Annotated in this window: 8 protein-coding genes; 4 read left to right on the top strand and 4 right to left on the bottom strand. The window is 62.6% G+C overall.

The genetic code is table 11. The features are described from left to right. Nucleotides 1-37 precede the first annotated feature (37 nt). From AC788_RS13500 to AC788_RS13510, 3 genes are all read left to right on the top strand, one after another. Complete coding sequence (locus AC788_RS13500) at nucleotides 38-985, top strand: LysR family transcriptional regulator (RefSeq protein ID WP_049861098.1); 948 nt, start codon at nucleotides 38-40, stop codon at nucleotides 983-985. A gap of 150 nt (nucleotides 986-1135) precedes the next feature. Further along, the gene (locus AC788_RS13505) at nucleotides 1136-1699 is read left to right on the top strand and encodes a peptidylprolyl isomerase (RefSeq protein WP_049861099.1); all 564 of its coding nucleotides are present in this window, start codon (nucleotides 1136-1138) and stop codon (nucleotides 1697-1699) included. Between the two features lie 66 nt (nucleotides 1700-1765). Beyond that, complete coding sequence (locus AC788_RS13510; RefSeq protein WP_049861144.1) at nucleotides 1766-3595, top strand: ABC transporter ATP-binding protein; 1830 nt, start codon at nucleotides 1766-1768, stop codon at nucleotides 3593-3595. Between the two features lie 154 nt (nucleotides 3596-3749). Here the strand turns inward: AC788_RS13510 and AC788_RS13515 are convergent, their stop codons facing one another. Next, nucleotides 3750-4874 (bottom strand): GNAT family N-acetyltransferase, encoded by a 1125-nt coding sequence (locus AC788_RS13515; RefSeq protein ID WP_049861100.1) that lies wholly within the window; start codon nucleotides 4872-4874, stop codon nucleotides 3750-3752. Between the two features lie 278 nt (nucleotides 4875-5152). Here AC788_RS13515 and AC788_RS13520 point away from each other — a divergent pair, with 278 nt between their 5' ends. Next, nucleotides 5153-6436, top strand: coding sequence for a putative porin (locus tag AC788_RS13520; protein WP_049861101.1), 1284 nt, complete (start codon nucleotides 5153-5155; stop codon nucleotides 6434-6436). 85 nt (nucleotides 6437-6521) lie between these two features. Here AC788_RS13520 and AC788_RS13525 read toward each other — a convergent pair whose 3' ends face one another. The 3 genes from AC788_RS13525 to fadD1 all read right to left on the bottom strand — a co-directional run bounded on the left by AC788_RS13525 (nucleotide 6522) and on the right by fadD1 (nucleotide 13430). Beyond that, the gene (locus tag AC788_RS13525) at nucleotides 6522-7643 is read right to left on the bottom strand and encodes a beta-ketoacyl-ACP synthase III (protein ID WP_049861102.1); all 1122 of its coding nucleotides are present in this window, start codon (nucleotides 7641-7643) and stop codon (nucleotides 6522-6524) included. Nucleotides 7644-7719: 76 nt separating this feature from the next. After that, nucleotides 7720-11631: an ATP-dependent RNA helicase HrpA gene (gene hrpA, locus AC788_RS13530; RefSeq protein WP_049861103.1), complete on the bottom strand. Its 3912-nt coding sequence runs from the start codon at nucleotides 11629-11631 to the stop codon at nucleotides 7720-7722. A 101-nt stretch (nucleotides 11632-11732) separates the two neighbouring features. Then, nucleotides 11733-13430, bottom strand: coding sequence for a long-chain-fatty-acid--CoA ligase FadD1 (gene fadD1 / locus AC788_RS13535; protein ID WP_049861104.1), 1698 nt, complete (start codon nucleotides 13428-13430; stop codon nucleotides 11733-11735). Nucleotides 13431-13502: the final 72 nt, after the last annotated feature.

Below are 13502 nucleotides of genomic sequence, written 5' to 3' on the forward strand. Positions count from 1 at the left end.
GTGGCGGGCTGCCAGCTTAGGACACCAGGAGTCGAAGATGAAAGCGCCCCGCGTCACCCTTGAGCAATGGCGAACCCTGCAGGCCGTGGTCGACCACGGCGGCTTCGCCCAGGCTGCCGAAGCCCTGCACCGTTCGCAGTCGTCGATCAGCTACACCGTGGCGCGCATGCAGGACCAGCTCGGCGTGCCGCTGTTGCGCATCGACGGCCGCAGGGCGGTGCTCACCGATGCCGGCGCGGTGCTGTTGCGCAGGTCCCGCCAACTGGTCAACCAGGCCAGCCAGCTGGAAGACCTCGCCCACCACATGGAGCAGGGCTGGGAAGCCGAAGTGCGCCTGGTGGTCGACGCTGCCTATCCCAATGCACGGCTGATCCGCGCCCTTACCGCGTTCATGCCGCAGAGCCGCGGCTGTCGCGTACGGCTGCGCGAAGAAGTGCTGTCGGGGGTCGAGGAAGTGCTGCAGGAAGGCGTCGCCGACCTGGCGATCAGCGGCTACGGCATACCGGGCTACCTGGGCACCGAACTGAGCGCCATCGAATTCATCGCCGTGGCCCACCCCGAGCACGCGTTGCTGAGCATGGGTCGCGCGCTCAGCGTGCAGGATCTGCACGGCCACATGCAGGTGGTGATCCGCGATTCGGGCCGCCAGCAACCGCGTGACGTCGGCTGGCTAGGCGCGGAGCAGCGCTGGACGGTCGGCAGTCTGGCCACGGCTGCCAGCTTCGTCGGCAGTGGCCTGGGCTTCGCCTGGCTGCCCCGACACATGATCGATCGTGAGCTGCGCGAGGGCACCCTCGCCGCCCTGCCCCTGGAACAAGGCGGCAGTCGGCACCCGACCTTCTATCTGTATTCGAACAAGGACAAGCCGCTGGGTCCGGCCACGCAGATTCTCGTCGAGTTGCTGCGCACCTTCGACACCGCGCCTCTGGACGTGCCGATTCCGGCCCTGGAGCAGGTCAGTGTCGTCATGAACCAGGACGACTGACTCTCGTCTTGCGAACATTAAGTAACATTCATTTTTTCCAAGCCGGCTCGCCTGGGCCGCCCTTTGGCGGCACGCTTGCTACATTGCCCCGAACGCTTGCGCCACTTGCGGCTCAAAGCCTATGCCTCCCCCCTCAAGGACCTCGTACCGATGCTGAAGAAAATCCTCCTGACCGCCTGCTCCCTCTCCTTCGCAGGCCACCTGATGGCTGCCGATGCCCAGCACCCCCATGTGTTGCTCGACACCAGCATGGGCGCGATCGAAGTCGAACTGGACGCGGTCAAGGCGCCGATCAGCACCGCCAACTTCCTCGCCTACGTCGACAAGGGCCATTACAACAACACGGTTTTTCACCGCGTGATCCCGGGCTTCATGGTGCAAGGCGGTGGCTTCGACGCCAACATGCGTGAAAAGCCTACCCAGGCCCCGATCAAGAACGAGGCCGACAATGGTTTGCACAACGTGCGGGGAACCCTCGCGATGGCGCGCACTCAAGTAAAGGACTCGGCCACCAGCCAGTTCTTCATCAATCAGAAGGACAACGATTTCCTTGACCATGGTGGTCGCGATTTTGGCTACGCGGTCTTCGGCAAGGTGGTCAAGGGCATGGAAGTGGTCGACAACATCGCCAACACGCCGACGACCACCAAAAGCGGCATGCAGAACGTGCCCAGTGATCCGATCATGATCAAATCGGCGAAACGCGTGGACTAAGCCGCGCGCCCTGCCGGCCATGTCTCAGCCAGGACCGTCAACCCGCACAGGAGAGCACGCTTGAGCATTTATCGCCGCTTCGAACAATGGATCGATATCTTCCGCGAAGCGCCTACGGAAACGCCTCCCAACAAGGTCCTGGCCTTCTACATCTACTACCTCAAGCAGGTCTGGCCCAGCTTCGCCACGCTGCTGGTGGTCGGCCTGATCGGCGCGTTGATCGAGGTCGCGCTGTTTCGCTACCTCAGTCGCATCATCGACATGGCCCAGGGCACGCCCAACGTGCACTTCTTCAGCGACAACGCGCTGGAGCTGACCTGGATGATGGTGGTGGCGCTGGTCCTGAGGCCCATCTTCATCGGCCTGCATGACCTGCTGGTGCACCAGGCGATCAGCCCGGGCATGACCAGCCTGATCCGCTGGCAGAACCACAACTACGTGCTCAAGCAGAGCATGAACTTCTTCCACAGCGACTTCGCCGGACGCATTGCCCAGCGCATCATGCAGACCGGCAACTCCCTGCGCGACTCGGCGGTGGCGGCGGTCGATGCGCTGTGGCATGTGCTCATCTATGCGATCAGTGCCCTGGTGCTGTTCGCCGAGGCCGACTGGCGGCTGATGATTCCGCTGATCCTGTGGATCATCGCCTATGTGATTTCGCTGTATTACTTCGTTCCGCGGGTCAAGGAACGTTCGGTAGTGTCCTCCGACGCCCGCTCGAAGTTGATGGGGCGCATCGTCGATGGCTATTCGAACATCGCCACGCTCAAGCTGTTTGCCCACACCAGCATGGAACAACAGTACGCCCGTGACGCAATCAGCGAGCAGACCGAGAAAACCCAACTGGCCAGCCGGGTGATCACGGCCATGGATTTCGCCATCACCACCATCAACGGTCTGTTGATCGTCGGCACTACGGGCCTTGCCCTGTGGCTGTGGACGCAATCGCTGATTTCCGTGGGGGCAATCGCTCTGGCAACGGGCTTGGTGATCCGTATCGTCAACATGTCCGGCTGGATCATGTGGGTGGTCAACGGCATCTTCGAAAACATCGGCATGGTGCAGGACGGCCTGCAGACCATCGCCCAACCGGTCAGCGTGACCGACAAGAAGGGCGCGCCACGGCTCAAGGTCGACCGCGGCAACGTGCGTTTCGAAGACGTGCATTTCCACTACCCCAAGGGCGACAGCATCATCGAGGGCCTGACCCTGGATATTCGTCCGGGGGAGAAGATCGGGTTGATCGGGCCTTCCGGGGCGGGCAAATCGACACTGGTCAACCTGCTGCTGCGTCTCTACGACCTGCCCAGCGGGCGCATTCTGATCGATGGCCAGGACATTGCCGACGTGACCCAGGAAAGCCTGCGCGAGCAGATTGGCCTGATCACTCAGGACACGTCGCTGCTGCACCGCTCCATTCTCGACAACTTGCGCTACGGCAAGCCCAATGCCACCGAGGAGCAGGTCTGGGAAGCGGTGCGCAAGGCGCGTGCCGATGATTTCCTGCCATTGTTATCCGACAGTGAAGGTCGTCGCGGTTTCGATGCCCATGTCGGGGAGCGCGGCGTGAAGCTGTCCGGTGGTCAGCGCCAGCGCATCTCCATTGCCCGCGTGCTGCTGAAGAATGCACCGATCCTGATCATGGACGAAGCGACTTCGGCGCTCGACTCCGAAGTCGAGGCGGCGATTCAGGAAAGCCTGGAAACCTTGATGAAGGGCAAGACCGTGATCGCGATTGCCCACCGGCTGTCGACCATCGCCAAGATGGATCGCCTGGTGGTGTTGCAGAAAGGCAAGGTGGTGGAAATCGGTAGTCATACCGAGCTTCTGGCACAGCAGGGCCTGTATGCACGCCTCTGGCACCATCAGACCGGCGGTTTCGTCGGGATGGATTGATCCTGGCGCTCCCATGGCTCACGGGGCCATGGGACCCCCCTGTAGGAGCGGTCATCGGCCGCGAAGACGTCACCGCGGCTCGCCTGACACACCATAGCGCTCCCTTCGCGGCCAATGGCCGCTCCTACAAGTCAGGCACCCAGTAATGAATGACTCAGGCCTGCCGATACGGCAACGCCTCCCGCGCTTGCTCCGCGTACCCCAGCACCCCCACCCGCTCCTCTTGCAGAAAATTCTCCACCGCAACCCGCAATCCCGGATGCCGCAGGTAGTGCCATGACCGCGTGATCACTGGCTCGAACCCGCGGATCAACTTGTGCTCACCCTGGGCCCCGGCATCGAAACGCTGGATACCGTGGGCAATCGCATAGTCCATGCCCTGATAGAAACAGGTCTCGAAGTGCAGCCGGTCATACTCGGCCAGGCATCCCCAATAACGACCATAGAAGCTGTCGCCTCCCAGCAGACTGAAAGCCATCGCCACGGGCCGACGTTCATGGGTCGCCAACACCACGCGGATCGCCTCGGGCATGCGCTCGGCCAGCAGACTGAAGAAGTCACGAGTCAGATAGGGAGAGCGTCCACGCACGTGGTAGGTATTGGCATAGCAGGCATAGACGAAATCCCATTCGGCCTCGCTGACCTGCCCGCCCTCGCGCCATTCGAACTCGATGCCTTGCGCCCGCACCTGTTCACGTTCCTTGCGCATCTGCTTGCGCTTGCGCGAGCTGAGCGCATCGAGAAAGTCCTCGAAATCCCGATAGCCACGATTATGCCAGTGATACTGGCAACCCAGCCGTTCCATCCAGCCTTCCTCGGCGCCGATCAGCGCATCAAAGGCAGGATCGGTGAAATTGACATGCGCACCACTGAGCCCTTCCAGCTCCAGGTACCCCGGCACACTGCGCAGCAACTCGACGCCATGCTCGGGCCGACGCATCAACAGGCGTGGGCCGCTGACCGGACTGAACGGCACCGCCCCCAGCAGCTTGGGATAGTAGTCGATACCGGCCCGCGCGCAGGCGTCGGCCCAGCCGTGATCGAACACATACTCCCCATACGAATGCCATTTACGGTAGCTGGGCAAGGCCGCCACCAGTTGCCCCTCTTCGATCAGCACCAAGTGCTCCGGCGCCCAACCGGAGCGCTCGCCCAGACTTCCACTGTCTTCCAGCGAGCTGAGAAAGCCATGGCGCAGGAACGGTTGGGATTCGGGCAGCAGCACGTCCCATTGCGCGGCGTCGATGGCGGACAAGCTGGCAGCAACATGCAACGGCATCGGTAGGCTCCAATGGATGAGACGTGCCGAGCAGTATCGCGCAGCCTCTGCCTGCGGTCACCCGCCAATACGGTGCCATCACTCGGCGAGCGCTCTGGATCAATGCATACCGTCTTTTCAATGTAATCACTAAGCCATTGTTCTGACATTGTTTTGTCATCACCCCTCGCAATACTTGCGCCAGTTTTTCGGGGTCTGCCACGCCATCTGCCAGGCGTGTCCGAAAGCACTTTCAGGTTCGGCGCTTGCCGGCCTTTTTTTGCGATAGGGAGAATGTCATGCGTCGTGTTTCAACACTCACCAAGGTCAGCCTGAGCGCCACCGTTCTGATGGCCATCAGCAGCCAGGCCAGTGCTGCGGTCGATGCCAAGCTGCTCGACATGCTGCGCGCCAACGGTTCGATCAATGCTGCGCAATACGCCGAACTGAAGACCGAGCTGGACAGTGAGAAACAGGCCCAACAAGTGGCTGCCGCCGAACAGTCGAAGAAGATGAGCGCATTCGACCAGAAAGTCGCCTGGGCCGCGAAGACCCAGATCAAGGGCGACGTGCGCCTGCGTCATGAAAGCATCAACGTCGACGGCGAACGTGATGGTTCCAGCGGCGATCGCAACCAGGACCGCCAGCGCATCCGCGCACGTCTGGGCGTCTACAGCGAGATCAACCCGCAGGTCGATGCCGGTATCCGCGTTGCCACCGGCAGCAGCGCCGATGCCCGCTCCACCAACCAGAGCCTGGATGGCGCCTTCAGCAAGAAATCCATCTGGCTCGATCAGGCCTACCTGGACTGGCACCCAACGGCCGTCAAGGACCTGCACCTGATCGGCGGCAAGATGAGCCAGCCCTGGGTCAGCATGGGCGACGTGATCTGGGACGGCGACATCAACCCCGAGGGTGTGGCCGCCACCTACAAGCTGCCACTGGGCGGCGCCGAACTGTTCGGCAGCACCGGCTACTACGTGCTGACCGACAACATCGACGGTGAAGGTCGCCAGTTCGAACATGACCTGCGCATGTACACCGGCCAGGCCGGCGCGCGCTTCGCGCTGGGCGACAACGTCAAGATGACCCTGGGCGGCAGCGTCTATTCCTACGACAACGACAACGCCACCAACGCCGCTGCCGTACTGGCCGTCAACGGTAACGCCTCGACCGAATTCACCCTGTACGAAGGCTTCGGTCAACTGGACATCACCGGCCTGCCCCTGCCGCTGTCGATCTATGGCCAGTACGTGGTCAACGGCGATGCCGAAGCCACCGCCACGGTCGGCAAGCAGGACACGGCCTGGCTGACCGGTTTCAAGACCAAGTTCGCCGGCTTCGGTCTGGACTACAACTACCGCGACGTGCAACGCAATGCCGTGGTGGGCGCGTTCACCGACTCCGACTTCGCCAACGGTTTCACCGGCTCGCGCGGCCACAAGGTTAAGCTGGGCTACGAGATCGACAAGAACTTCGCCGTCGGTGCCACCTACTTCCTGGCCGAATCCGACGTCGCCAGCCGTACCCGTACCGATGCCGACGTGAACACCCTGCAGCTGGACCTGGAAGCCAAGTTCTAAGCCTGCTCTCCTCGCTTCAGACAAAAGGCGCAAGCTGCGAGTGCATCGCAGGTTGCGCCTTTTTCAATGCCACTGCCGCCGTCGATCAGCGCTTGCGCAGAATCACGCTACCAATCGAATAGCCTGCACCGAACGAGCTCAGCACACCGAGCGAACCCGCGGCCAGGTCGTCCTGATGGGTATGCAAGGCGATCACCGAGCCGGCCGAACTGGTGTTGGCATAGCGGTCGAGAATCACCGGCGCCTCCTCGACGCTGGCATCGCGGCCCAGCAGCTTCTTCACGATCAAGTGGTTCATGCTCAGGTTGGCCTGGTGCAGCCAGAACCGCCTGACGGCCTGGACGGCAATGTCGTTCTGCGCCAGGTGGGCGGCGATCAGCTCGGCGACCATCGGGCAGACTTCCTTGAACACCTTGCGGCCTTCCTGGACGAACAGTTTGTCCTCTCCACCAGGCCCCAGCGCCTCCGCCCGATTCAGAAAACCGAAGTTGTTGCGAATGTTGTTGGAAAACTGGGTCTGCAGACGGGTGCTGACGATGTCGAACTGGTGCGCCGAAGTGGCCAGGTCCGCACGCTCCACCAACACGGCAGTGGCCGCATCGCCGAAAATGAAGTGGCTGTCGCGGTCGCGGAAATTCAGGTGGCCGGTGCAGATCTCCGGACTCACCACCAGCACCGCTCGCGCCTGCCCCAGCTGCACGCTGTTGCTCGCTTGCTGGATACCGAAGGTGGCCGACGAACACGCCACGTTCATGTCGAAACCGAAGCCCTGAATACCCAGCGCCTGTTGCACCTCGATGGCCACCGCCGGGTAGGGCCGTTGCAGGTTGGAACAGGCAACGATCACCGCGTCGACGTCGGCAGCCGTGCGACCGGCGCGTTGCAGCGCCTGCTCCGCTGCAGCCACGGCCATCTGGCACAGAATCGACTGCTCTTCGTTGCTGCGCTCGGGCAGGTTGGGTTTCATCCGCTGCGGATCGAGAATGCCCGCCTTGTCCATGACGAAGCGGCTCTTGATGCCGCTGGCTTTCTCGATGAAGGCCGCGCTGGAGGGGGCCAGTGCCTGCACGTCGCCGCGCTCGATGGCCGCAGCGTTGTCCTGGTTGAAGGCGGCTACATAAGTGTTGAAAGACTCGACCAGCTCCTCGTTGGAGATGCTCTGGGCCGGTGTGTACAGGCCGGTGCCGCTGATGACGACGTTATGCACGGTCGTTCCTCTATTGTTAGGGGCAACTCAATCAGATGAATGCCACGCAAGCCCGAGTCGAAAGACCGGGCCGCACTCAGGCGTCCACTGCACTCCACTGCTTGCTCAAGCGCTTGTCCGACACGGGCACCTTGGTGCCCAACTGTTGCGCGAACAACGACACTCGATACTCCTCCAGCAGCCAGCGGTATACCTCCAGCTGTGGATCACGCTTGCCCTCCTGGCCATGCTTGTTCAGGCGTGTCTGATACTGGCTCCAGAGATTGGCCAACTCGCCGCTCCAGACCCGATCTTTCTGCACCTGACTCGGCAGTTTCTCCAAGCGTAGCTCGACCGCCTTGAGCAGGCGCGGCATTTCCTTGAGCCAGGCTGCCGGGGTATCGCGTACGAAACCGGGATAGACCAGATTGCCCAACTGCTGCTTGATATCGTTCAGCGCCACGGCATGGGTCAGATCGATCTTGCCCTTGAAGCGCTTTTGCAAGCCATGCCACAGCTTGAGGATATCCAACGTCAGGCGCGCCAGGCGTTCGGCGTGCTCTGCCCAGGCGCCACGCTTGCGCTCGGCCAGTGCTGCCAGGGCCACACCGTCGCGCGGCAGGCTCGCTTCACCTTCCAGCACGCAACTGTCCAGGCTGGCCAGCAGGATGTCCTCGACGAGGGCTTCGACACGGCCGAGTTCGCGGTACAGCAGGCCCAGTTCGGTCTGGCCCGGCAACTTGCTGCGCAGGAACTTGGCCGGTTCGGCCAGTTGCAGCAGCAGCAGCCGCTGCAGGGCGCGTCGGTGCTGGTACTCGGCTTCGGCGCTGGTCGAGAACCGCCCTTCCTTGACCGTGCCGCCTTCCTCGACCAAGGCCGGGTAGACCGTCATCGACAGTCCGGCGATGTTCTGCTGGGTGGTCTGCTCGACCTTGGCGAACGCCTTGGCCTGCACCGGTTGCTGGCTCTTCGCGGTATTCGGCACCGCCAATGCGGCGCTGCTGGCCTCGGCGAAACGCGCGGTGAGCTCGGCCAGGTCACGTCCCTCACCGAGAAATTTGCCTTGGCCGTCGAGCACTTCGATGTTCATGCGCAGATGGCTGTCGACCTGCTGCGCGGCCTCGGCCCATGCCTCGTCGCTGACCCGCGCGCCGGTCATGCGCAGCAGTTCGCGGCCCAGGGCCTGGGGCAAAGAGCCTTCGCCGAAGGTCAGACGTGCGAGGGCGGCGCGAACGAAGTCCGGCACCGGCACGAAATTCTTGCGCAGGGCTTTGGGCAGGTTGCGCACCAGGGAAATGCACTTGGCCTCCAGCAACCCCGGCACCAGCCATTCCAGGCGCTCGCCCGGCAAGGCCGGCAGCAGCGGCGCGGGCACGCGCAGAGTGACGCCGTCGCGAGGGTGGTTGGGCTCGAAGTGGTAGCTCAGCTGCAGGCTCAGATCGCCCAGACGCAGGGTGTCAGGGTATTGCGCGGCAGTGACTTCGCTGGCCTCGCGGGCCAGTACGTCCTCTTCGCGCATGATCAGAAGATCGGGGTTCTTCTGGCTGTTGACCTTGTACCAGCTGTCGAACGTCGCCGTCTGGTGGATCTCGGCGGGCAGGCGTGCCTCGTAGAACCCGTAGAGGGTTTCTTCGTCGGCCAGAATGTCGCGTCGCCGGGCCTTGGCCTCCAGCTCGTCGAGCTGCTCGAGCAGCTGGCGGTTGGCCGTCAGGCACTTGGCCCGCGACTGGATCTCGCCGCGCACCAGCCCTTCACGAATGAACAGCTCGCGCGACGCCACCGGATCAATGGGCCCGAAATGCACCGGGCGACGGCCGACCACGATCATGCCGTAGAGGGTGATCTGCTCGAACGCCACCACCTGGCCGCGCTTCTTCTCCCAGTGCGGCTCGAAATGATTTTTCTTGATCAGGTGCCCGGCCAGCGGTTCGATCCAGTCCGGCTCGATCTTGGCGACCATGCGCGCATACAGCTTGGTCGTCTCGACCAGCTCGGCGGCCATCAGCCACTGCGGCTTCTTGCGCCCCAGGCCCGACGACGGATGCACCCAGAAACGACGCTGTCGCGCGCCCAGATAGTCGCCGTCTTCGGTTTTCTGGCCGATCTGGCTGAGCAGGCCGGACAACACCGCCTTGTGAAACTTGGGATAGTCCGCGGCGTCCTTGTTCACCTGCAGTTGCAGGTCACGGCAGATCAGGCTCAGTTGACGGTGTGCATCACGCCACTCGCGCAGGCGCAGGTAATTGAGGAACTGTTTACGGCACCAGTTGCGCAAGGCACTGGAGCCCAGTTCCTGACGCTGGGTTTCGAAACCCCGCCACAGATTGACCAGCGCGGCGAAATCCGAATCGGCATCCTTCCACTGCGCGTGGGCCTGATCGGCCGCCTGCTGACGCTCGGGCGGACGCTCGCGCGGATCCTGCACCGAGAGCACGCTGGCGATGATCAGCACTTCCTGCAAACTGCCCTGGCGCGCGCCTTCGAGCAGCATGCGCCCCAGCCGTGGATCGATCGGCAAGCGCGCCAACTGTCGGCCCATCGGCGTCAGCTGGTTCTCGCGGTTGACCGCGGACAGCTCCTGCAGCAGGTTGAAGCCATCGCTGATGGCCTTGCCGTCCGGTGGCTCGATGAACGGGAAGCGGTCGATTTCGCCCAGGCGCAGGTGCAGCATCTGCAGGATCACCGCCGCCAGGTTGGTGCGCAGAATCTCGGGATCGGTGAATTCCGGGCGCGAGAGAAAATCCTCTTCGCTGTACAGGCGGATGCAGATGCCGGGCTCGACTCGGCCACAGCGACCCTTGCGCTGATTGGCGCTGGCCTGGGACACCGCCTCGATCGGCAGACGCTGGACCTTCGCCCGGTAGCTGTAGCGGCTGATGCGCGCCGTGCCGCTGTCGATCACGTAGCGGATGCCGGGCACGGTCAGCGAGGTCTCCGCCACGTTGGTGGCCAGCACCACGCGACGCCCGGGATGGGACTGGAAAATGCGCTGCTGCTCGGCCGGCGACAGGCGCGCGTACAGCGGCAGGATTTCCGTGTGCCGCAGCTGAGCCTTGCGCAGCATGTCGGCAGCATCGCGGATCTCGCGTTCGCCGGGCAGGAACACCAGCACGTCGCCCGGCGTCTTGCGCTCGCTGCGCTCGAACGCGGCGATTTCGTCCAGCGCCGCCAGAATCGCCTGGTCGACGGTCAGGTCGTTCTCGATCTGGTTGCCTTCTTCGTCCTGCTCGGCCGTCAGCGGTCGGTACCAGGTGTCGACCGGGAAGGTACGCCCGGACACCTCGATGATCGGCGCATCGTCGAAATGCTCGGAGAAGCGCTGCAGATCGATGGTGGCCGACGTGATGATGACCTTGAGGTCGGGACGCCGTGGCAGCAGGGTCTTCAGGTAGCCCAACAGGAAATCGATGTTCAGGCTGCGCTCGTGGGCCTCGTCGACGATGATGGTGTCGTAGCGTTCGAGAAAACGATCGTGCTGGGTCTCGGCCAGCAGGATGCCATCGGTCATCAGCTTGACCAGGGTATTGGCATCGCTCTGATCTTCGAAACGCACCTGGTAACCCACCAACCCGCCCAGCGGCGTCGCCAGTTCCTCGGCGACACGACTGGCCACGCTGCGCGCAGCGATCCGGCGTGGCTGGGTATGGGCGATCAGGCCATGCTGGCCGCGGCCCAGCTCCAGGCAGATCTTGGGCAACTGGGTGGTCTTGCCCGACCCGGTTTCGCCGGCAATGATCAGCACCTGATGCTCGGCGAGCACCTTCTTGATTTCATCGCGCTTGGCGGCAATGGGCAGACTGTCGTCGTAGCGCACGGTCGGCACACTCAGCCGACGCGCCTCGACGCGAGCGAACGAAGCCTGGACTTTTTCGACCCACTGACCAAGCTTTGCCTCGTCGGGCCGCTTGCGCAGTTCATGCAACTGCCGGCGCAGGCGGTGACGATCGCCAATCATGGCCTGGTCGAGGTTTTTCAGAAGCTGGTCAATCGAAGCGGTTTGGTCGGTCATCAGGTACGCAGAGGTCTTGGTGGGGTACGTCGAAGGTCACACCCCGCAATTGTCGCAGATTTGCGGGGGTTATGTCGGTAGCACCCGGCACCCGGCAGGGATCAAGCCGATTTCTTGATGCCCAGTTTCTTCAGTTCTTCATCGCGCAGCTCGCGGCGCAGGATCTTGCCCACGTTGGTAGTCGGCAGCACATCACGGAATTCAACCGTGCGCGGGACCTTGTAGGCAGTGACGTTGGCGCGCATATGCTCCATGACCTTTTCCTTGGTCAGGGTGACACCAGGTTTGGCCACGACGAAAATCTTGATCGACTCGCCGGACTTTTCGTCCGGTATGCCGATGGCGGCGCATTGCAGCACGCCCGGCAAGGTGGCAAGGACGTCTTCGAGCTCGTTGGGATACACATTGAAGCCGGAGACCAGGATCATGTCCTTCTTGCGATCGACGATGCGCATGTAGCCATCGGGCTGGATCAGCGCAATGTCGCCGGTCTTCAGCCAGCCCTGCGCGTCGAGGATCTCGGCGGTGGCCTCCTGGCGCTGCCAGTAGCCCTTCATGACCTGCGGGCCCTTGATGCACAACTCGCCGATCTCACCCAATGGCAGTTCTTCGCCTGCATCGTTGATGATCTTGGCCAGAGTGGACGGCACGGGAATGCCGATGGTACCGATCTGGATGCGCTGGTTGGGGTTGACCGTCGCCACCGGGCTGGTTTCGGTCATGCCGTAACCTTCGCAGATGGCGCAGCCAGTCACTTCTTTCCAGCGCTCGGCGGCGGCCAGTTGCAGGGCCATGCCGCCCGACAGCGTGACTTTCAGCGCCGAGAAGTCCAGCTTGCGAAACGCCTCGTTGTTGCACAGGGCCACGAACAGTGTGTTGAGCCCGACGAAGCCGCTGAACTTCCACTTCGACAGTTCCTTGACCATCGCCTGCAAGTCGCGCGGGTTGCTGATCAGCACGTTGTGGTTGCCGATCAGCATCATGGCCATGCAGTGAAAGGTGAAGGCATAGATATGGTAGAGCGGCAGCGGCGTGATCAGGATTTCGCAGCCTTCGTCGAGGTTGGAACCCATCAAGGCCTTGCACTGCAGCATGTTGGCCACCAGGTTGCGATGGGTGAGCATCGCCCCCTTCGCCACGCCGGTGGTGCCGCCGGTGTACTGCAACACGGCCACTTCCGAGCTGGCCGGGTTGGCCTCGTTGACAGTTTGGCCGCGCCCCTTGCTCAACACATCGTTGAACTTCACTGCCCGTGGCAGATGATAGGCCGGGACCATCTTCTTCACGTACTTGATCACGCTGTTGACCAACAGACGCTTGAGCGGCGGCAGCAGGTCGGCGACTTCAGTGACGATGACATGGCGGACGGACGTCTTGGGGACGACCTTTTCCGCCAGGTGCGCCATGTTGGCCAGGCACACCAGGGCCTTGGCGCCGGAGTCCTTGAACTGGTGCTCCATTTCCCGCGCGGTATACAGCGGGTTGGTGTTGACCACCACCAGGCCTGCGCGAATCGCACCGAAGACCGCCACCGGATACTGCAGGACGTTGGGCAACTGCACCGCAATGCGATCACCCGGCACCAGGTCGGTGTTCTGCTGCAGATAGGCGGCGAAGGCTCCCGATAGCTCGTAAAGCTCACCGTAGGTGAGGGTCTTGCCCAGGTTGCTGAACGCCGGCTTGTCGGCGAAGCGCTGGCAGGACTGCTTGAGCACCGCCTGGATATTGGGATACATGTCTGGATCGATATCCGCCGCGATTCCAGCCGGATACTTATCCTTCCAGAAATTTTCGATCATGGAAGCCCACTCCTCCAGCGCCAGCGAATCTTCACCGCATTCGATGCGATTATTATTGATATGTCAGCACGA

The sequence above is a fragment of the Pseudomonas sp. RIT-PI-a genome (genome assembly GCF_001187875.1).
GTDB classification, from domain to species: Bacteria; Pseudomonadota; Gammaproteobacteria; order Pseudomonadales; family Pseudomonadaceae; genus Aquipseudomonas; species Aquipseudomonas coleopterorum.

Bases quoted from the DNA above. Each gene is read 5' to 3' on its own strand.
- AC788_RS13505 (WP_049861099.1), top strand. From the start codon at position 1,136: ATGCTGAAGAAAATCCTCCTGACCGCCTGCTCCCTCTCCTTCGCAGGC.
- AC788_RS13515 (WP_049861100.1), bottom strand. From the start codon at position 4,874: ATGCCGTTGCATGTTGCTGCCAGCTTGTCCGCCATCGACGCCGCGCAA.
- AC788_RS13500 (WP_049861098.1), top strand. From the start codon at position 38: ATGAAAGCGCCCCGCGTCACCCTTGAGCAATGGCGAACCCTGCAGGCC.
- hrpA (WP_049861103.1), bottom strand. From the start codon at position 11,631: ATGACCGACCAAACCGCTTCGATTGACCAGCTTCTGAAAAACCTCGAC.
- fadD1 (WP_049861104.1), bottom strand. From the start codon at position 13,430: ATGATCGAAAATTTCTGGAAGGATAAGTATCCGGCTGGAATCGCGGCG.
- AC788_RS13520 (WP_049861101.1), top strand. From the start codon at position 5,153: ATGCGTCGTGTTTCAACACTCACCAAGGTCAGCCTGAGCGCCACCGTT.